General features: G+C 70.3%; 14 protein-coding genes. 2 read left to right on the top strand and 12 right to left on the bottom strand.

Translation table 11 applies throughout. The annotated features are described in order from the left end of the window. From ACH4YP_RS21425 to ACH4YP_RS21385, 9 genes are all read right to left on the bottom strand, one after another. On the bottom strand, positions 1–2,220 hold the full coding sequence (locus ACH4YP_RS21425; protein ID WP_361064202.1) for an MMPL family transporter: 2,220 nt from the start codon (positions 2,218–2,220) through the stop codon (positions 1–3). A gap of 236 nt (positions 2,221–2,456) precedes the next feature. Next, complete coding sequence (locus ACH4YP_RS21420; RefSeq protein ID WP_398491804.1) at positions 2,457–3,098, bottom strand: superoxide dismutase; 642 nt, start codon at positions 3,096–3,098, stop codon at positions 2,457–2,459. Positions 3,099–3,269: 171 nt separating this feature from the next. Then, complete coding sequence (locus ACH4YP_RS21415) at positions 3,270–4,703, bottom strand: amino acid permease (protein WP_361064208.1); 1,434 nt, start codon at positions 4,701–4,703, stop codon at positions 3,270–3,272. 136 nt (positions 4,704–4,839) lie between these two features. After that, the gene (locus ACH4YP_RS21410) at positions 4,840–5,751 is read right to left on the bottom strand and encodes a TauD/TfdA dioxygenase family protein (protein WP_398491802.1); all 912 of its coding nucleotides are present in this window, start codon (positions 5,749–5,751) and stop codon (positions 4,840–4,842) included. 60 nt (positions 5,752–5,811) lie between these two features. Next, positions 5,812–7,164, bottom strand: a complete 1,353-nt coding sequence (locus tag ACH4YP_RS21405; protein ID WP_398491800.1) for an LLM class flavin-dependent oxidoreductase — start codon at positions 7,162–7,164, stop codon at positions 5,812–5,814. Next, a complete protein-coding gene (locus tag ACH4YP_RS21400; RefSeq protein ID WP_398491798.1) occupies positions 7,161–7,985 on the bottom strand; it encodes an ABC transporter ATP-binding protein in 825 nt (274 codons plus the stop codon). Before ACH4YP_RS21400 ends, ACH4YP_RS21405 begins: the two co-directional genes overlap by 4 nt. Beyond that, positions 7,961–8,881 carry an ABC transporter permease gene (locus ACH4YP_RS21395; RefSeq protein ID WP_398491796.1) on the bottom strand — a complete coding sequence of 307 codons (921 nt, stop codon included), beginning with the start codon at positions 8,879–8,881 and terminating at the stop codon, positions 7,961–7,963. Before ACH4YP_RS21395 ends, ACH4YP_RS21400 begins: the two co-directional genes overlap by 25 nt. Before the next feature lie 5 nt (positions 8,882–8,886). Beyond that, positions 8,887–9,954: an ABC transporter substrate-binding protein gene (locus tag ACH4YP_RS21390; RefSeq protein WP_398491794.1), complete on the bottom strand. Its 1,068-nt coding sequence runs from the start codon at positions 9,952–9,954 to the stop codon at positions 8,887–8,889. A gap of 327 nt (positions 9,955–10,281) precedes the next feature. Beyond that, positions 10,282–11,559 carry an ROK family protein gene (locus ACH4YP_RS21385; RefSeq protein ID WP_398491792.1) on the bottom strand — a complete coding sequence of 426 codons (1,278 nt, stop codon included), beginning with the start codon at positions 11,557–11,559 and terminating at the stop codon, positions 10,282–10,284. 661 nt (positions 11,560–12,220) lie between these two features. Here ACH4YP_RS21385 and ACH4YP_RS21380 point away from each other — a divergent pair. Next, complete coding sequence (locus ACH4YP_RS21380) at positions 12,221–12,802, top strand: biotin transporter BioY (RefSeq protein ID WP_398491789.1); 582 nt, start codon at positions 12,221–12,223, stop codon at positions 12,800–12,802. Here ACH4YP_RS21380 and ACH4YP_RS21375 read toward each other — a convergent pair. Both ACH4YP_RS21375 and ACH4YP_RS21370 read right to left on the bottom strand, forming a co-directional pair. After that, positions 12,786–14,135 carry an FAD-binding oxidoreductase gene (locus ACH4YP_RS21375; RefSeq protein WP_398491826.1) on the bottom strand — a complete coding sequence of 450 codons (1,350 nt, stop codon included), beginning with the start codon at positions 14,133–14,135 and terminating at the stop codon, positions 12,786–12,788. The genes ACH4YP_RS21380 and ACH4YP_RS21375 overlap by 17 nt on opposite strands. Positions 14,136–14,323: 188 nt before the next feature. Next, positions 14,324–15,106, bottom strand: coding sequence for a hypothetical protein (locus tag ACH4YP_RS21370; protein ID WP_398491824.1), 783 nt, complete (start codon positions 15,104–15,106; stop codon positions 14,324–14,326). Positions 15,107–15,301: 195 nt separating this feature from the next. Here ACH4YP_RS21370 and ACH4YP_RS21365 point away from each other — a divergent pair, with 195 nt between their 5' ends. After that, on the top strand, positions 15,302–17,866 hold the full coding sequence (locus tag ACH4YP_RS21365) for a protein kinase (RefSeq protein ID WP_398491787.1): 2,565 nt from the start codon (positions 15,302–15,304) through the stop codon (positions 17,864–17,866). A 149-nt stretch (positions 17,867–18,015) separates the two neighbouring features. Here the strand turns inward: ACH4YP_RS21365 and ACH4YP_RS21360 are convergent, their stop codons facing one another. Further along, positions 18,016–19,491, bottom strand: coding sequence for an amino acid permease (locus ACH4YP_RS21360; RefSeq protein WP_361072483.1), 1,476 nt, complete (start codon positions 19,489–19,491; stop codon positions 18,016–18,018). Positions 19,492–19,643 lie beyond the last annotated feature (152 nt).

Below are 19,643 nucleotides of genomic sequence, written 5' to 3'. Positions count from 1 at the left end.
TCAACGTACGTCCGCCGCCACCGCGGAGGCCTCCCGGTTCTCCCGTACGGGCCGTCGCACCCCGCGCGAGGGCCACCAGCTCGCCTCGCCGAGCAGCAGCATCGCCGCGGGCAGGATCAGCACCCGGATGACGAAGGCGTCGAGCAGCACGGCCGCCGCGAGCACGAATCCGATCTGCTTCATCTCGATGATGTGGAGGAAGACGAAGCTCGTGAAGACGGTCGTCATCACCGCCGCCGCGCTGGTCACCACGCTCGCCGAGCTGCGGATCCCGTCGAGCACGGCCTGCCGTGTCGGTACGCCGCCCAGCACGGCCTCCCTGATCCGGCTCACCACGAACACCTGGTAGTCCATCGAGAGTCCGAAGAGGATCACGAACAGGAACAGGGGCACGCGTGATCCGATCGACCCGGTGGAGTCGAAGTTGAGCGGACCCTCGGCCCAACTGCCCTGGAAGACCAGGACGAGCAGCCCCAGCGCCGCCGCCGCGGAGAGCAGGTTCAGTACGACACCGAGCAGGGCCAGCACCACCGAGCGGAACGCGTACAGGGTCATCGCGAAGGTCACCAGGAGCAACGCGCCGAGAACCAGGGGCAGTTTGCCGTTCTGGTGCGCCGGATAGTCGCTGTAGCGGGCGACATCGCCGCTCACGCCGTACTCGGCGCCCTCGATACCGCCGACGGTGGCGGGCACGTACTCGTCCCGCAGCTGGTCCAGTGAGTCGTAGGCCTCGTCGGAGTTGCCGAGGTGGGGCACCTTCAGTTCGAGGACGCTGACGCGGCGGTCGTCCGAGGTGCGGATGCGCTCCGCGTCGGTGAACAGCGGGTCGGCGTGGGCGAGTTCGGCCAGCTTCGACAGGGCGGCCGTCACCTCGGCGGAACGGCCCGCGTCGGCGCGTACGACGATGTCGTGGGTGACCCGGCGCTCGGGGAAGGCCTCGTTGAGCCGGTCGTACACCTGCATGGCGGGGATCTCGCGGGAGTGGGTGTCCCGGCTCATCTCGGTGATCTTCAGTCCGGCCAGCGGTGCGGCGAGCGCGAGCAGGGCGAGGACGGAGACGCACAGGGTGGCCACCGGATGCCGGTTCGCGGGCCGCAGCAGCGCGGCCCACACCCGCCCGCCGCTCTCGCCGCGCGTCCGGTTCCGTACGGGCTTCCCGCGCTCCGCGCGCCGCCGCTCCCTGCGCTCGGCCCGCTTGCCGAGCTTGACCAGCAGTGCGGGCAGTACGGTCAGGGAGCTGAGCACCGCCACCAGCACGACCACGATGGTGCCGGTGGCCAGCGAGGAGAAGATCACGTCGGAGGCCAGGTACAGCGTCGCGGTGGAGACCACGACCGCGAACCCGGAGACCACGACCGCCCGTCCCGAGGTCGCCGCAGCCAGCTCAACCAGCGCCTCGGAGCTCAACTTCCCCTGGCTGCGGGCCCGTTCCTCGCGTTCGCGCTTGAGATAGAAGAGTGTGTAGTCGACGCCGACCGCGAGGCCGATCATCAGGATGAGGTTGGTGCCGACGCCGGTGTCCGGGGAGATGTGCGAGACCACCATCGAGAGTCCGACGGCCGCCGCGATCGACGACAGCGCGAGCAGCAGCGGCACCCCGGCCATGGTCACCGAACCGAACACGATCAGCAGGGTGATCAGCGTGACGGGGAGGGTGATCGCCTCGGAGAGTGCCAGGTCCTCGCCGCGCTGCTTGTCGACTCCCTTGCTGATGGAGGGACTTCCGGTCTCCTCCAGGAGCAGACCGGGGTTCGCCTTCTGCACGGCGTCGGTCTGCGCGACCAGTGCGTCGACCTTGTCCTTCGCGTCGCGCTCCTCGCCCTTCAGGGCCGCCTCGACCAGGAGGATCCCGCCGTCCCCGGACAGCACCGGCTCGGCCACGCTCTCCACCTCGGGCAGCCGCTCGAACCGGGCGGCGAGGTCCTTCGCGGCGGCCTCGACGGAAGCCTCGACGGCGGTCTTCGCGCCGGCCTCGTCCAGGGCGCCCGGCCGGGCGGAGATCAGCACCTGTTCGGTGGACCTGCGCTCCAACTGCCCCTCGGCGGCGATGGCTTCGGCTCGGCCGGCCTCGCCGACCCGGTAGTCGGCGGTCTTCGCGCTGTTGACGCCGACGGCGCTGCCGATGCCCAGACAGAGCACGACGAACACGAGCCAGCCGATGATGGCCCGCCAGGGGTGCAGGGCGCTCCAACGCGCCATACGCACAGTGAGTGAGTTCATGTCCAAAAGCGTGGCTGAGCAGGGCAGTTGGGCGGCAGAGGTACTCGGTTGAACTTGCCGTCCACCGATCGGTGGACCCCGGTGCTGAGGAAAACCCCCGCCGGGGACGAGGAGAGCCCCCGCGAGTCACGTCCTCGCGGGGGCTCTCCATCCATCCGCCTGCCCGCGAGAAGGTTGAGAAGGCGATCACGAGGCAGGGCGCTTCGGGCCGCCCTCAAGGGGCGGGTACGGCTGGTTCAGGGGGCGAGCAGCAACACGTCGGCGCGGGACCGGGCTGCCTCGTAACGGCGTGCCACGTCCTGCCAGTTGACGACCTGCCACATTGCGTCGATGAAGTCGACCTTCTGGTTCCGGTACTGGAGGTAGAAGGCGTGCTCCCAGGCGTCGAAGACGAGGATCGGTACCGAGCCTTGGCCGACGTTGCCCTGGTGGTCGTAGATCTGCTCGACGATCAGACGGCCGCTGAGGGGCTCGTACGCGAGCACGCCCCAGCCGGAGCCCTGAGTCGTCGCGGAGGCCTTGGCCAACTGGGTCTTGAACGCGCCGAAGGACCCGAACGACTCGGTGATCGCGTCGGCGAGCTCGCCCACACCGTCCGAGGCGAGGGGCTCACCGCCGCCCTCGCCCGTCATGTTGTGCCAGTAGATGCTGTGCAGGATGTGCCCGGAGAGGTGGAAGGCGAGGTTCTTCTCCAGCCCGTTGACCGAGCCCCACGACTCCTTGTCCCGCGCCTCGGCGAGCTGGTCCAGGGTGTCGTTCGCCCCCTTCACGTACGCCGCGTGGTGCTTGTCATGGTGCAGCTCGATGATCTCGGGGCTGATCACGGGTGCGAGCGCGGAGTAGTCGTACGGCAGCTCGGGAAGTGTGTAGACGGCCATGCCAGGTCCTCTCCGACCTCTTGTTGCAAGTTACTTGCAAGTGCACGCTAGCAGCAAGAGGGTGGAGGGGTGCGTGGGGGCATGCAAAAAGCGCCCCCGCGTGTGGGGGCGCTTCGCTTGGTGCTTGTTCCGGGAGTGCGCGCGGGTTCGTTGTGGCTGGTCGCGGTGCGTTCAGTCCCGTGTGCGCGTTCGTTGCCAGGCGTAGCCCGCCGCCGCCAGTGCCAGCGTCATCGCGCCCGTCGAGTACAGCTGGACCCGGGTGTCCGGTTCCCGGGCCATCAGGATGAAGATCGCCAGCATGCCCGCGAGGGCCACCCAGGTCAGCACGGGGAACGCCCACATCCGTACGACCAGCCTCTCCGGGGCCTCGCGTTCCAGGCCGCGGCGCAGGCGGAGCTGGGAGACCGCGATGAAGATCCAGACGACCAGGATCACCGCGCCGATCATGTTCAGCAGCCAGGGGAAGACGTCGTCGGGGCGCCAGTAGCTCAGCAGGACGCAGACGAAGCCGAAGACGGAGGAGGCGAGGACCGCGATCCGCGGAACGCCTCCCGACGCGCCTCCCGACACCCGGCCGAGGGCCTTCGGCCCCTGCCCCCGCCGCACCAGCGAGTACGCGATGCGCGAGGAGCCGTAGATGTTGGCGTTCATCGCCGAGAGCAGGGCGACCAGCACCACCACGTTCATGAGCTGGCCCGCGCCCGGGATGCCCAGGTGGTCGAGGGCGGCGACGTACGGGCCCTTCTCGACGACCGCCTTCGAGTCCCATGGGACGAGCGTGACGATGACCGCCATCGAGCCGATGTAGAAGAGCGCGATGCGCCACATCGCGGTGCGCACGGCGCTCGCGACGCCCCGGACCGGGTCCTGCGACTCGGCCGCCGCGATGGTGACGGTCTCCAGACCGCCGTACGCGAAGACGGACGCGAGCAGGCCGATGACGAGCCCCTCGCCGCCGTTCGGCAGGAAGCCGCCCTCGCCGGTGAGGTTCGTGAGGCCCGGGGAGTCCGTGCCGGGCAGGACGCCGGCGATCGCCAGCACGCCGAGCACCAGGAACAGCGTGATCGCGCCCACCTTCAGCGCGGCGAACCAGAACTCGAACTCGCCGAAGTTCTTCACGGCGGCCAGGTTCGCGGCGCAGAAGACGACCATGAAGAGGGCCACCCAGGCCCACTCCGGCGTGCCCGGCAGCCAGCCCGTCACGATCTTCGCGGCGCCGATGCCCTCCAGTCCGACGGCCGTGCAGAGCAGCACCCAGAACGACCAGCCCGCGGTGAACCCCGCCCACGGCCCGATCGCCCGCTCGGCGTGCGCCGAGAAGGAACCCGACGACGGATACGCGGCCGACATCTCGCCGAGCATCCGCATCACCAGCATGACGAGCAGACCGGAGACGGCGTACGCGACGACGATCGACGGGCCGGCGGCCGCGATACCGGCGCCGGAACCGACGAACAGGCCCGCGCCGATCACCCCGCCGAGGGCGATCATCGACAGATGGCGCTGCTTGAGGCCGTGTGAGAGCGAGACGTCCGCGTCGGGAGTGCCGGAGGCGCCAGGAGTGCCGGAGGCGCCGGGCGCGGGGTCGTGGGTGGTACGGGACATGAGTGCGGGTGGTCCCTTACGTGCGAGGACAAATACGTGCGAGGGCAAAAACGCCCACAGTCTGGGCGGCCCCTCCGCCCGCACGGAGAGGCCGCCCATCATGTGGACACACTCGACACGGAGTGCGAGATTCCGATTACGCGGCCACCGGGTACGTCGCGACCGACGTGTAGTGCGAGGCGTCCCCCGCGATCGAGTAGCTCTCCTTGCCCTCGATGCCGACCGGTACGTCACCGGCGACCGTCACCCGGTTCAGGCGGCGCGGCAGGCCGTCGTAGTTGTCGATGGCGTAGTGCTGGGTGATGCGGTTGTCGAACAGGACGAGCTGGTTCGGGGACCAGCGGTGGTGCAGCACGTTCTCGGGCCGGGTCACGTAGGCCTGGAGCAGGTCGAGGACCTTGCGGGACTCGCTCACCGACAGGCCGACGATCCGCTGTGCGAAGCCGCCGATGAACAGCCCGCGCTCACCGGTCAGCGGGTGGACGCGGACGACGGGGTGGGCGGTGCGGTACTTGATGGACGTGAACCGGGCGCGCTGGGCGGCCTGTTGCTCGTCCACCTCCTCCTCGGGCACCGCGTAGTCGTAGTCGTTGGTGTGCTCGGCCCACAAGGTGTCGGCGAGCAGCCGCAGCGGTTCGGGCAGGTTGCGGTAGGCGGCGGCCGAGCTGGCGATCAGCGTCTCGCCCCCGTACGGCGGGATCGTGATGCTGCGCAGGGTGCTGGCCTGCGGCGGGTTGAGGACGAACGTGACGTCGGTGTGCCAGTTGTTGGCGGCACGGCCGCGCTCGCTGTCGACGGGCAGCACGTTCGGGGCGCCCTCGACGGCGGGCACGGTCGGGTGGGCGGTGGTCAGGTCGCCGAAGTGGCGGGCGAAGGCCTGCTGGCCCTCGTCGTCGAGGTTCACGTCGTCGAAGACCAGGGCCTTGTGGACGTTGAGGGCGTCGCGCAGCGCGGTGACGGTCTCGTGGTCGAGCGGCTTCGAGATGTCGACGCCGGATATCCGGGCGCCGATCCTCGCGGTGATCTTGCGGATCTCGATGTCGGACATGGGGTTCCTTTCGGGAGCGGGAGCGGGAGCGCGGGAGCGGGCTCGGAGTCGGGCTCGGGCTCAGACTCGGGCGAGCGCGGGGGCTGGGGCGGTGACGTACTGGTTGGCGGGGCGCGGGAGTCCGTATCTCTCGCGCAGGGTCTGCCGGGGGCCGTACTCCTCGCGGAGCAGACCGCGGGCGCGCAGGAGCGGGACGACGTGGTCGACGAAGGAGTCGAGGCCGGACGGCAGGACCGCGGGCATGATGTTGAAGCCGTCGGCGGCACCCCGCGTGAACCACTGCTCGATGGCGTCGGCGACCTGCTCGGGCGTGCCGGCGAAGGTGAGGTGCCCGCGCCCGCCGCCGAGGCGGCCGATCAGCTGCCGCACGGTGAGGCGTTCGCGCCGGGCCAGCTCCACCACGAGCGTGTAGCGGCTCTTGGCGCCCTCGATGACGCTCTCCGGGGGTAGATCGGAGGGGAGCTCGGCGTCCAACTCCAGTGTCCCCGGCTCCAGTTGCAGCAGGGCTTCAAGGCGGGCCACGCCGTGCGCGTACACGATGTGGTCCTCCAGGACCTGTTCCGCGGCCAGTGCCTCGGCCTCCGTGGAACCGATGACGGGGACGATTCCGGGCAGCACCTTGATGTGGTCGGGGTCCCGACCGGCCGCCGCCGTACGGGACTTGAGGTCGGCGTAGAAGGCCTGCGCGTCCTCGATGGTCTGCTGGGCGGTGAACACCGCCTCCGCGTACCGAGCCGCGAACCCCTTGCCGTCCTCGGACGAGCCCGCCTGCACCAGCAGCGGGTAACCCTGCGGGGAGCGCGGCACGTTGAGGGCGCCCTCGACGCTGAAGTACCGGCCCTTGTGCCGGGCGGGGTGGACTCTCGTGTCGTCGCCCCAGACACCGGCCGCCTTGTCGGCGACGATCGCGTCGTCCTCCCAGCTGTCCCACAACTTCAGGGCCACGTCGAGGAACTCGGAGGCACGGGCGTACCGCTCGGCGTGCGCGGGCTCCGCGTCGAGACCGAAGTTGCGGGCGGCCTCCGCGCCCGCCGTGGTGACGACGTTCCAGCCCGCCCGGCCGCCGCTGATGATGTCGAGCGAGGCGAACTTGCGGGCCAGGTTGTAGGGCGAGTTGTAGGACGTGGAGGCGGTGGCGATCAGACCGATGTGCTCGGTGGCCGTCGCCAGCGCGGTGAGCAGGGTGAGCGGCTCCAGGGCGCCGGCCGGCCGCTGGGCGAGGTTGCCCCACAACTGCGGCCCGTCGGCGAGGAAGAGCGAGTCGAAGGTCCCGCGTTCGGCGATCCGGGCGAGGTGGACGTAGTGCCCGAGCTCCACGTGGGCGTACGGATCGCTTTCCGGGAGCCGCCAAGATGCCTCGTGGTGACCGGTGTTCATGAGGAAGGCGTTGAGGTGCAGTCTGCGCTCGGTCACTTGGGGTCCTCCGCGTGCTCGTGGTGCTCGTGGCGCTTCTGGCGGTCGTCGTTCGAGCCGGTCCCGTCGGTCCTGTCGGTCCCGTGGTGGTCGTGGTGCTCCGTGACGCCGAGGGCGGTGAGGAGCCGCTCGCGGTACTCGCCGAGCAGCGGGTCGCGGTACGAGCGGGGGTGCGGGCGGTCGATGGTCAGGTCGAGGCCGATGCGGCCCTCGTCGAGCACGAGCACCCGGTCGGCCAGCACGATCGCCTCGTCCACGTCGTGGGTGACGAGCAGGACGGAGGGCCGGTGGCGCTCCCACAGTTCGCGCAGCAGGGTGTGCATACGGATCCGGGTGAGCGCGTCCAGCGCGCCGAACGGCTCGTCGGCCAGCAGGAGTTCGGGCTCGCGGACGAGGGAGCGGGCCAGTGCGGCACGCTGGGCCTCACCGCCGGACAGCTCGTTGGGCCAGGCCCGTTCACGGCCCGCGAGCCCCACCTCGGCGAGGGCGGCACGGCCCCTCTGCTCGGCCTCCCTGCCGTCGAGACCGAGCAGGACGTTGTCGAGGACGCGCTGCCAGGGCAGCAGCCGGGAGTCCTGGAAGACCACGGACACCCTTGACGGGGCGGTGAGTTGACCGCTTCCGGCGACCTCGTGGTCGAGTCCGGCGACCGCCCGCAGCAGCGTGCTCTTGCCGGAGCCGCTGTGCCCGAGCAGTGCGGTGAACTGTCCGGCGGGGAGGTCGAGATCGATGCCGTCGAGGACCGTACGTCCGTCGAACGACCTTGTCAGGTCCCGGAGTTGGACGGCAGGACGGGTCAGCTGCTCAGCGTGCGGCGCCATGACAGCACCCTCCGTTCGATCAGACGGACCGCGCTGTCGGAGATCAGGCCGAAGATGCCGTAGACGACCAGGCCGACCAGGATGACGTCCGTCTGGCCGTAGTTCTGGGCCTGGAACATCATGTAGCCGAGTCCGCTGGTGGCGTTGATCTGCTCCAGCACGACCAGGCCCAGCCAGGAGCCGGTCACCCCGAGCCGCAGCCCGACGAAGAATCCGGGCAGCGCGCCCGGGATGACGATCCGCCGGATGAAGGCGTACCTCGACAGGCCCTGCATCTCGGCGAGTTCGACGAAACGGCTGTCGATGCCGGACAGGGCGGCGTGTGTGTTCAGGTAGATGGGGATGTAGACGACGATCGCGATGATGGCGACCTTGAAGGTCTCTCCGATGCCCAGCCAGAGGATGAACAGCGGAATCAGACCGAGCGTCGGGATCGCCCGGTTGAGCTGCACCGATCCGTCGATCAGCGCCTCGCCGGTCCGGCTGAGCCCGGAGGCCAGCGCGAGCGCGATGCCCGCGGTCAGGCCGATCGCGAAACCGGAGCCGGCGCGTTGCAGCGAGGTCAGGATGTCGGTGGGCAGTGTCCCGTCGGTCCACAGGCGGACGCCGGTCTCCAGCACCGTCCAGGGCGCCGGGATCGCACCCGGATCGAGCTGCCCGGCGGCGGAGGCCACGGCCCACAGGGCGAGCAGCAGGACCGGCCCGAGGAAGCGGGTGGCGGGCAGCCGCTTGCCGGGGGAGAGCCGGCGACGCCTGCGGACCTGTGGACTTTCCACGGTGGCCGCGAGGGGCGCGGCGGCGGTTGTGGTCGTAGCCGTATTGGCAGTCGTAGCCGTGTTGCTGGTCGCAGTCGTGTTCGCAGTTGTGTTCGCGGTCGTGTTGGTGGTCGTGGTCACGGCGCTCACCTCCGGTACTCCGTCGGTGCGGACTTCGCCGCGATGCCCTCGAAGCGCCGGTCGAAGAGCGAGTCGACCTTGAACCCCTTCACGAAGCCGCCCTCGGCCAGCAGGTCGGCGGTCTCCTGCTCCCACTTCACCGCCTCGTCCCAACTCGGCGGGAACAGCGGCTTGTTGGCGAGCTCGGTGATCGACCGCGCCTGCGCGAGGGTCAGGTTCTGCGTCTTCACGTAGAACTCCTCGTTCCAGTCGTCGGGATGCTCGTACGCCCACACCGCGCCCTTCGCCCAGCGCGGGATGTAGGCGGCGACGGCGGCGGCCTTCGCGGGGTCGGCGAGCACGGAGGTGGGCGCCCACAGCAGGTTCAGCAGGTCCACGACGTCCGTGGTGATGACATGGGCGCCCTTGGACCCGTACTGCTTGAGGTACGCGGGTGACTGGCTGTTGGCGAGTGGGGCGATGTCCACCTGGCCCGCCTGGAGCGCGGTGAGGAACTGGTTGCTGGTCAGCGGCACCAGATCGACGTCGTCGTAGGCCAGCCCGGCCTCCTTCAACGCCCGCAGCAGTACGACTCCTTGCGCCTGCCCCTGCGAGAAGGCGAGCTTCCTGCCCTTGAAGCCCTGGACGTCCTGGATGTCGCTGCCGGGCTTGGTGGCGAAGAGGTAGTTGGGCTTGCGGGTGACGTTGATCGCGACGATCTTCGCGTCGAAGCCCTGGTAGTGGGCCTGGATGGGCGGGATGCCCGCGTTGTTGCCGATGTCCAGGGACTTGGCGCGGAAGGCGTTGATGACATCGGGTCCGGCACCGAGGTTCGGCCAGTCGGCCACCTCGAACGGCAGGTCGGACAGGCCCGCGAGCTTGAACTGCAGCTGCTGGACGCCCTGATAGGAGGCGATCTTCAGGCTCGTACCGGACGGGACCTTGTCCGCCAGCGGGGCGGACGTGGACCCCTTGACCCCGGTGTCGGCGGCACTGCTGCCCGCGCAGCCGCTGAGCCCGGCCGCGGCGGCGGCCCCGAGCAGGGACGAGAGGAAGAGCCGTCGGTCGACACCGGAGGCGGACGGAGGTGGCATGGGAGGACTCCCTGAATTCATTGGGGCAGGCAGATGCGCGGCGTTCCGGGTATTTCCGGGCAGTTGCGGGCAGTTCCAGGCAGGGCGGAAGCCGGGAACGCGGAAGGTGCGCAGGGGGAAGCACACGCGGAGGGCGTGGCGGTGGTGGCAAAGGACGCTGGCGGATCGGCGAGGAACGCGGACGGATCGGCGAGGAACGCCGATGGATCGTCGTCAGTGCGTCAACGCGTCAGCACAGGTCGACGCGTCAGCAACAGAAGGTGCGACAGCTCATGAACACGATGCTCCTGGCCTGGTGGAGGCCTGTCAACATTCGGATTTTCTGAATTAAATCGGCCCCGGTGAGACGGCCGAGGACCTGCTCGGAGGCACGCTCAGCGGATCCCGGTAGAGCACGTCCAGAGCCACCGAACCGCCGGCCACGGCGAGCACGGAGTCCGGAAAACTGGTCGGCACGACGGCCGCCGCCCGGTCCGGACCGACCTCCTCGCGCAGGGCGGCCAGGCAGTCCGCCCGGTGGACGGCACCCATCTCCGTGACGACGACCGTGTCCGGGTTGAGCACGTCGAGCAGCAGCCCCGCCGCACGGCCCACCATCCGGGCGCGGTGCAGCAGCAGGCGTACGGCGACGGGATCGCCGTCCGCCGCGGCGGCGAGGACGTGCATGGGGTCGGAGGTCCGGACGACCCCGGCCTCGCGCGCCCTCCTGCACAGGGTCCGCTCGCTCAACTCGGCCTGGAGGCAGCCGGTCCGGCCGCAGTCGCAGCGTTCCGTGCCGCCCGCGAGCGGGAGGTGGGCGATCGCGCCGGACTGGGAGCGGGGCCCGTGGTGGACCTCGTCGTGGGTGGCGAAGGCGGCGTCCACGACGTTCCCGACGAAGAGGTGCAGCAGGCTGCGTCCGCCGCCGGTATCGGCGGTCCGCCCGAAGAGCCGCTCCCCGTTGACCAGGGCTCGCGCGTGCCCGTCCACGTGCACGGGCAGACCGGTGTGCGCGTGGATCACCTCGCGCGCGCGGACGTCCCGCCAGCCGAGGAGCGGGTGTTCGACGATGGTCCCGGAGTCCCGGTCCACCCAGCCGCCGGTGGCCACGCCGACGCCGAGGGGGACGCGGGCCGGGTCGGCCGCGAGCAGGGCGCGGAGCCCGGCGGCGGCGTCGGCCAGTACTCGGGCGGGGGCAGGGGGCGGGGCTTGACGGTCGCTGTCCCCGCCCTCCTCCCCGTGGTCCAGCCGGCGTTCGGCGACGACACGGCCGCGCAGGTCCAGGAGGGCGACGGTCGTGTACGGCACCGCCACGTGCACGCCGCCGACCACGAACCGGGAGTCGTCCAGGTCGACCGGTACGTGCGGGCGGCCGACTCCGTTCGACCGGCGGAGCGTGGCGGCCTCCTGGATCAGGCCGAGTGCGGTGAGGCGGTTGCAGTGGTCGGTCACCGATGCCGGGGAGAGGCCGGTCAGCCGGGCGACGGTGCTGCGGGCGACCGGGCCGTGCGCCAGCACCGACCGCAGGATGGCGCTGGCGCTGGTGCGGCGGCGGTCGCTGTCGACGGCTCGGTGGGTGGGAACGGGAAGGGGAAGGGGAGCGGGTGCGAGGGAGGAGAGAGGCATGGAGGACTTCCTCAGGAACTGGGTCCGACACTGCGCCGACGTCTGCTGTCTTGTCTCGTCTCGGCGAGCCGGATGAATCCCCTCCGCGCCCGCCTCAGCGGTGGCGACAGGTGGCCGTGCCCTGGCGTCGCAGGTCGACATAGCGACGCGACGCGAAGTTCCTGGCTTGGGCGACCATGGGGTGAAGGGTAGGCGGTGGGTGGCCTGTCCGGCCAGGGGCCTTTTGTTTCGCCCCCGCCGCCCCTACCCATTTCCGTCCCTTTTCGGGGGCCGGCCCCCGAACCCCCGCTCCTCAAACGCCGGAGGGGCTGAAGATTTCGCAGCCCGGGCCGACACCTTCAGCCTGTCCGGCGTTTGAGGACGAGCGCGTCAGCGCGACAGCGGGGGTCTGGGGGCGGAGCCCCCAGGGACGGGACAGGTAGGGGCGGCGGGGGCGAGACCCCTTTGGCGGGACCCTACAGACGGCGTCAGCCGCCACTCCGTAGGGAACCCCACCCCACCTCAGTGACCAGCATCACGCCCGCACGGGTGTACACCACACTCTTTGTCAGAGGTCCACCACACACCGGATCCCCCCTTTGTCGACCACTGACGGTGCCGCCCCCAACCCCCTGGGATAGCGTCACCGTGTCCCGAACTGCCCACACCCGCCGGAGCCCCCATGACCACCGCCGTCGCCCCCACCCGCCCGGGCCAGGTAATCGCCGACCTGCTCCCCGCCTCCCGCGTAAGGGACGCCGCACTCGTGGCAGGCGGCGCCGCGCTCACGGGCCTCGCGGCCCAGCTAGCGGTCCCGGTCCCGGGCTCCCCGGTCCCGGTGACCGGCCAGACCTTCGCGGCCCTCCTGGTCGGCACCGCACTCGGCACCGGCCGAGGCCTGGCCTCCCTCGCGATCTACGCGCTGCTGGGCCTGGCCGGCGTCCCGTGGTTCGCCGAGGGCGGCTCCGGCGTCACCGTGTCCTTCGGCTACATCCTCGGCATGCTGCTCGCGGCCACCGTCGTGGGCGCCCTCGCCCGCCGCGGCGCCGACCGCTCGGTCGTACGGATGGCCGGCACGATGCTCCTGGGCGAGGCGATCATCTACGTGATCGGCGTCCCGTACCTGGCGTTCGCCGCCGACATGACGCTGACCCAGGCCATCGCGGCCGGCCTCACCCCGTTCCTCCTCGGCGACGCGCTCAAGGCCGCCCTCGCGATGGGCGTGCTGCCCACCGCCTGGAAGTTCGTCAAGCGCGAGGGCTGACGGACACGTCGTAGTTCCTGCGGAAGAGGTTCGCCGGGTCGTACACCGACTTCAGCCCGGCGAGCCTCTTGTGCGTCGCGGAGTCGTACAGCCCCTCCGCCGTACGCCCGCCCGCCCCGTACGCGAAGTTCAACGCCCGCCCGATCGTCCACGGCTCCACCGTGGCGAGCGCCCGGTGCACCCGCTGCCGCGCCGGATCGTCGACGCCGCCGACGACGACCCGTACGAGGAAACGCCCTTCGCGATGCGGCACGGCGTTCGGCCGCGGCTCGGCCAGCGCTCCACCGAGATGGTTGATCTGGACGACGTACATCGAGGGCGCGTCCGGGCCGGTCAGCGCGAGGAGTTCGCCCACCGCGGCCGTCGCCTCGACGCCCAGCCCGCTCAGTACCGCGCTGTCCCCGTAGTACGCGTGCGGGAAGTCCGGGTCGGAGTGGATGGTGTGGCTGTCGGCGTACGGCATCTCGCGCAGCGAGTCCGTGAGCACCGGGCCGATCCCGCGCAGCGGCGCGACGAGCCGCTCACCGTCGGCGCCCGTGTACGCGACCCGCACCGACACGACGTACCGCCCGCGCAGTTGCGGCGGCAGCGCCGGAACGTCCGGGTAGGGCACGGCCGCGAACGACGACGTCAGACCGTCCGGGACGGTCGCCGTCCAGCGTGCGTACGCGCGCAGCACCGCCGCCGGATCCACCACGCGCCCGTCGAAGGCGAGCGATCCGCCGTACAGCCGCGCCACCGGTACGAGTCCGATCTCCAGCTCGGTCACCACACCCAGGTTCGCGCCGCCGCCGAGCAGCCCCCAGAACAGCTCGGAGTCATCGGAGTCGGGGGTCACGTGCCGGAGCCGGCCGTCCGCCGTCACGACGTCCAGGGAGCGCACGTGGTCGGCCGTGTACCCGAACTCCCTTGCCAGGATGCCGAGTCCACCACCCAGTGTGTACGCGACGGCTCCCACGCCCGGCGCCGAACCGTTCAGCGGGGCGAGCCCGTACGGCTCGGCGGCCGTGACGACCTGGCTCCAGCGGACGCCCGCCTGCACCCGAGCCGTGCGTGCCTCCGCGTCGACCGCCACCCGGTCCATGCGCTTCGTCGTGATCAGCACACCGCCTTCGGACGCGTCCGGCAGGCCGTGTCCGGTGGCCTGCACGCCGACCGGCAGTCCCTCGGCGGCGGCGTACGCGACCGCGGCGGCCACGTCGTCGGCGGAGCGCGCGGCGAACACGACATCGGGTCGCTGCGCGAACCCCGTCTGGAAACCGGCGAGTTCGTCCTCGAACCCGGGATCACCGGGCAGGAGGACAAGACGGTCGGGGGTGATGAAGTCTTGCAGGCTCACGGTCACGGGGTGTCCTTCGCGGCGCTACGGCTGTGTGGCTGTACGGCGCCATACTGGCCGGATTACCTGACATCTACCGTCAGCTTTTCCCCACGTCCTTCCGCCCCGGGCACGACGACGCCTCCGCGGTGAGACCGCGAAGGCGCCGTACGCGTACCTGTCGTGCCGTGGGGTGTGGGGGCCTACGACGCACTCCGCTGAGGCCGCCGCTGTGTCCACCACAGGCCCGCCGCGCCCGCGGAGATCAGCGCCGCGCCGACCGCGCCGAGCGGCAGGATCCGGTCGGCCGGACCGGTCTTGGGCAGTTCCTTGCCGCCCGACTTGTCACCGCCCGACTTGTCACCACCCGTCTTGTCCCCGCCGGCCTTGTCGCTGCCCGGGGTGACCGGGCTGTTGTCGGTGCCGAGCAGGAGCGGTGTGGCCGGTGCGTTCGGCGACGGGTCGTTCGCGCCGAAGGGGACCGGGCCCTGCTGCCAGAACGTCTTCTTGCCGTCGGCGTCCTGGACGGGCAGGCAGATCTTGCCCTCCTTCTTCAGATCGAAGGTCGCGTCCACGGCGTACGACTTCGACTTGCCGGCCGCGAGATTGTCGATGGCACATGCGAAACCACTGTTCGAACCTTCGGGCAGGTCTTTCTCGGCGATTTCCGCACAGCCCTCCACGCCCTTGACCGAGAGGCCATCAAAACCGACCACAAGCAGTCGGATTGCGCCGCTGTCCTTCGTCCCCCCGTTCTTTACCGTGGCGGTAATTGCCGTTTCCTGTGAGCTGTTGTCGACCTTGATCTTCTCGGGCAGCAGAGTCGTCAGCTCGACACCCGCGGGTGCCTTGTCGACGACCTTTCCCCCCTTGCCACTCATCGGCCCTTCGTCGTCCGCACCGGCGGAGAAGGAAAAGATCATCACTGCCGAGAAAGATGCAGTGAGCAGCGATCCAGTGGTGATCGTCATGCGACGAGAACTCATGTTCGTCCCCCTTGTATCCCCCTGACTGCGCCTGAATTCGCAGTCTTTGAAGTGGTACCACAAGATTTCTCCCCACTATGCTGGTGTGGCACGAAGTTGTGGCCATTGTGCTTCTTTGCGGTTCTTCTGTGGCGGGTGTTGAAGGGGGGCATGGGGGTGCCGGAAATAACGAGGGGCGGTATTCCGGGATTGCTGGTGACGGGTCGTTACCGGCTGACCGAGAGCATTGGTCAGGGGGGAATGGGGCGGGTGTGGCGGGCCGTCGACGAAATCCTCGACCGACAGGTCGCCGTCAAGGAAATGCGCATAGACGGCATGGACCAGGAGGACGCCCGGACCCGTCGCGAACGAACCCTGCGCGAGGCCAGGGCCACGGCCCGGATCGACCACCCCAACGTCGTGCGCGTGTACGACGTGGTGGACCAGGGCGAACGGCTGTGGATCGTGATGGAACTGGTCGACGGCCGCTCCCTGGACAAGGTCCTGGCGGAGGACGGGCCGCTGAGCCCGCGCGGCACGGCACGGGTCGGGCTCGGACTGGTCGCCGCGCTCGGCCAGGTGCACGCGGGGGGCGTGCTGCACCGGGACATCAAGCCGGCCAACGTCCTGGTCGAGCGGCGGGCGGGCCGGGTCGTCCTCACCGACTTCGGCATCGCCGCGATCCAGGACGCCGAGGCGCTGACGATGGCGGGGATGCTGGTCGGCTCCCCCGACTACATGGCACCCGAGCGGGTCTCCGGCCGCCCCCAGGGCCCGCCGTCCGACCTCTGGTCCCTCGGCGCCACCCTCTGCGCGGCCCTCGGCGGCCGCTCCCCTTTCTCCCGCGCGACGACCCTCGCCACCCTGCACGCCGTGCTGTACGAGGAGCCGGAGATCCCGTCCGCGGCGGGGGAGTTGAGGGAGGTGCTGTCGGCCCTGCTGCTCAAGGACCCGTCGGTACGGCCGGGCCTGGAGGAACTGGCGACGATCCTCGGCCCGGTGGCGGACGGGAGCACGGGGGCGTCGGCGCCGCCCGGCGCAACGGCCGGTCTGGGCACGGCGGTTGGCCCCGAGCCGACTCTGCAGCCCGGTCATCCCGGCCAGCCCGGCCAGCCCGGGCAACCTGAGCCGGCTCGGCTGGTTGGCCTGGGGGAGGGGGAGAGGACCGCTCCAGGAGTGGTGGCGGAACCGGGATCGGCAGCGGCAGCGGGAGCGGGAGCGGGAACGGGAGGTTCTGAATCCGGTACGGCGTCGGGGCCTGCTCCAGGACCCGAGTCCGCAGCTGCAGCCGGGGCCGGGATTGGGCCCGAGTCCGAGTCCTGGCCCGGGTCCTGGGCCGGGTCTGGGTCCGGGGCCGGGATTGAGCCCGAGTCCGGGTCTGGGCCCGAGTCCTCGTCCGGGGGTGGGTCCGGGTCTGGTCCCGAGTCCTGGGTCAGGGCCGGAACCGGACCCGCGGCGCGGCCGGGAGCCGCACCGGCTCCGGGTGCCGTACCGGCGGCCTCCCATGCGGCCGAGTCCTCACCCGGGGCCGCCGGTACGGCATCACCGGAGCTCCACGCGGCGGCCCCGGCACCACCGGCCGAACCTCCGCCGTCGACCGAGCACCCGACGTCTCCGTTCCTGCGGATTCCTGTCCTGGAGCCGCCGGCCTTCACCCCGCCGACGACAGGGAAGGGTGATCCGAGGCTGACGGAGCCGGTGGAGGACGCGGTACCGGTACGGCGTACACCGACGATCAGGAGCGCAACCGAATCCGAGGAGGCGGCCGGTCCCGCCTCTGCCGCCGCCCCAACCCCAACCGCGACGGAGAGCCCGACTCCAGTCTCGACGGAGAGCCCGACCCCGATCTCAAGCGAGGGCCCGCCCTCAACCTCCGCTCCGGACGAACCTGCCCCCGACCCCGAGAACGCGTCCTCCGAGGCCCCGCCCGAGGGAACTCCCGAGATCTCCTCCGCGGGAGCGGCTCCCGGATCCGGGTACGCCTTCCACGCGTCCGGCATCCGGCCGGAGCGGACAGAGGTGCCGCAACCGGCTGCCAACGGGAACAACTCGCTGCCCACAAGGCCCCGGTCGGCCCCGATGCCGCCGGGCGAACCGCTCGGCCCCGCCGTGCCGGCCGACCCGCGCCGGAGCCGGACCTGGAGCCGGAACCGTAAGGGAGCCGTGGCCGCCGCGGGTGTGGTCGTCGCCGGTGTGGTCGCCGCCCTGGTGATCCCGGCGCTCGGCGGATCCCCCGGCGACAAGGACAAGGCCTCTCCCTCCTCTCTCCCCTCTTCTTCCGCGTCCGCCTCCGCCACCACCGGAGGCACTCCGTCCACTCCGCCCCCCACGGTCGCGGGCACCGCACGGCCGCCCACCCTCCCGGAGGGCTCCCGTACGGAGGCCGGTATGTACGCGTGGGTCCCGCCCGAGGGCTGGGAACGGGTGGTGCAGAGCGGCGCCGAGGTCCACTACAGCTCCCCGGACCGCGAACAGGAGATCCTCGCCAACGCGGCCCCGGCCAGGGGCGACCTGATGGAGCAGTGGACGAACACGGAGAAGGACACCAGCAAGGGACTCGACTACCAGCGGATCCGGCTGGAGGAGACCACGTTCCGCGACGCGCCCGCCGTCGTCTGGGAGTACACGGTCACGGCCAAGGGACGGCCCTGGCACGCCCGGCTGCTCGGCTTCAACGCGGACGGCAAGTACTACGAGATCACCACCTGGTACCGCCCGGAGATCGAGGACCGCGCACTCCCGGTCTACGAGGAGGTCAAGGACAGCTTCACGCCCCTGTGACGCACGAGCCGGAAACACGACGACGCCTCCGGGGGAGTCCCACGGAGGCGTCGTGCAGAGATCAATCGTACGGAGATCAGACGATATCAAGCGAGATCAGATGAGAACAGGCGAGATCAGACGGGCCGGTCGAGCGAACCGGGTCGGCGTCAGACCGCCGTGGAGTCCTGCTCCTTCTGGAGCTCGGCCCGGGCCTTCCCGCGCCGCACCTTCTCCAGTACCAGCGCGATGCCGACGACGACGGCCGCGACGAGAAGCGACAGCAGCATCGTCTCGCGGCCGTCGTGCTCGGTGTCGGTGAGCATGTAGCCGAGGATGAAGACGATCAGCGCGATCGTCGCGTACGTCAGATACGGGTACAGCCACATCCGCACGACCAGCTTCTCCGGCGTCTCGCGCTCGATGATCTTCCGCATCCGCAGCTGGGAGAGGCAGATGACGAGCCAGACGAACAGGGCGACCGCGCCGGAGGAGTTGACCAGGAAGAGGAAGACCGAGTCGGGGAACTCGTAGTTGAAGAACACCGCGACGAAGCCGAAGACGACCGAGGCGATGATCGCGGTCATCGGCACACCACGGCTGGTGGTACGGGCGAAGGACTTCGGCGCGTCACCGCGCTGACCCAGCGAGAAGGCCATGCGGGAGGCGGTGTAGAGGCCGGAGTTGAGACAGGACAGTACGGACGTCAGCACGATGAACTTCATGATCTCGCCGGCGTGCGGGATGCCGAGCGAGTTCAGGGCGGCGACGTACGAGCCGTCCTTCTGGATGGCGTCCGAGTCCCAGGGCACCAGCGTGACCACGACGAAGATCGAGCCGAGGTAGAAGACGCCGATCCGCCAGATGATGCTGTTGGTGGACTTGGTCACCGCGCGCTGCGGGTTCTCCGACTCGCCCGCCGCGAGGGTGGCGATCTCGCTGCCCATGAAGGAGAAGACGACGAGCAGGATGCCGGTGAGGATCGCGCCCGGCCCGTTCGGCAGGAACCCGCCGTGGTCGGTGAGGTTCCCGAGCCCGGCCGTGTCGCTGTCGACACCCGGCAGTACGCCGAAGACCGCGAGCCCGCCGATGACGATGAACGCGCCGATCGCGACGACCTTGATCCCGGCGAACCAGAACTCGAACTCGCCGTACGAGCCGACGGAGACCAGGTTCGTCGCGGTCAGCACGACCATGACGATGAGCGCCCAGCCCCACTGCGGTACGGAGGGGATCCAGCTCTCCAGGATCACAGCACCGGCGGTCGCCTCGATGGCGAGCACGACGACCCAGAAGAACCAGTACAGCCAGCCGATCGAGAAGCCGGCCCACCGGCCGAGCGCCCGGTCCGCGTGTGCGGAGAACGAACCCGAGGTCGGGTTCGCGACGGACATCTCGCCGAGCATCCGCATCACGAGGACGACCATCGTGCCGACGAGGGCGTACGACAGGAGGATGCCGGGGCCCGCGGTGGCGATACCGGAGCTGGAGCTGACGAACAGGCCGGCGCCGATGACTCCGCCGATGGCGATCATCGAGAGGTGACGGTTCTTGAGCCCGGCCTGGAGGCCGGCGTCGGGTCCTCCGGGTTCTCCGGGCCCGTCGGGGCCGTTTCCGGCCTTCGTCATAGTCGGCTGCGAGGTCATAGGACGGTGTTCCTTTGCGCCGGGGACTGTGGGGGGAGGGGACTTGAGTGGGGGACTGCGAGCCACCGCGGATGCTGCGGATACCGCGGTTTCCTACGGGGAGTCCGTACGAGCGGTGTACGGGCGATGCACACGAGGTACACGAGGTACAC

Source organism: Streptomyces sp. NPDC020747 (assembly GCF_044334695.1).
GTDB lineage: Bacteria > Actinomycetota > Actinomycetes > Streptomycetales > Streptomycetaceae > Streptomyces.
The sequence above is the reverse complement of the archived record's forward strand: the minus strand, read 5'-3'. Positions and strand labels throughout refer to the sequence as shown.

What these genes read in the sequence shown, in the direction of transcription:
- ACH4YP_RS21415 (WP_361064208.1), bottom strand. Translation starts at nt 4,703, where the DNA reads ATGTCCCGTACCACCCACGACCCCGCGCCCGGCGCCTCCGGCACTCCT.
- ACH4YP_RS21390 (WP_398491794.1), bottom strand. Translation starts at nt 9,954, where the DNA reads ATGCCACCTCCGTCCGCCTCCGGTGTCGACCGACGGCTCTTCCTCTCG.
- ACH4YP_RS21425 (WP_361064202.1), bottom strand. Translation starts at nt 2,220, where the DNA reads ATGAACTCACTCACTGTGCGTATGGCGCGTTGGAGCGCCCTGCACCCC.
- ACH4YP_RS21380 (WP_398491789.1), top strand. Translation starts at nt 12,221, where the DNA reads ATGACCACCGCCGTCGCCCCCACCCGCCCGGGCCAGGTAATCGCCGAC.
- ACH4YP_RS21385 (WP_398491792.1), bottom strand. Translation starts at nt 11,559, where the DNA reads ATGCCTCTCTCCTCCCTCGCACCCGCTCCCCTTCCCCTTCCCGTTCCC.
- ACH4YP_RS21420 (WP_398491804.1), bottom strand. Translation starts at nt 3,098, where the DNA reads ATGGCCGTCTACACACTTCCCGAGCTGCCGTACGACTACTCCGCGCTC.
- ACH4YP_RS21400 (WP_398491798.1), bottom strand. Translation starts at nt 7,985, where the DNA reads ATGGCGCCGCACGCTGAGCAGCTGACCCGTCCTGCCGTCCAACTCCGG.
- ACH4YP_RS21360 (WP_361072483.1), bottom strand. Translation starts at nt 19,491, where the DNA reads ATGACCTCGCAGCCGACTATGACGAAGGCCGGAAACGGCCCCGACGGG.
- ACH4YP_RS21410 (WP_398491802.1), bottom strand. Translation starts at nt 5,751, where the DNA reads ATGTCCGACATCGAGATCCGCAAGATCACCGCGAGGATCGGCGCCCGG.
- ACH4YP_RS21370 (WP_398491824.1), bottom strand. Translation starts at nt 15,106, where the DNA reads ATGAGTTCTCGTCGCATGACGATCACCACTGGATCGCTGCTCACTGCA.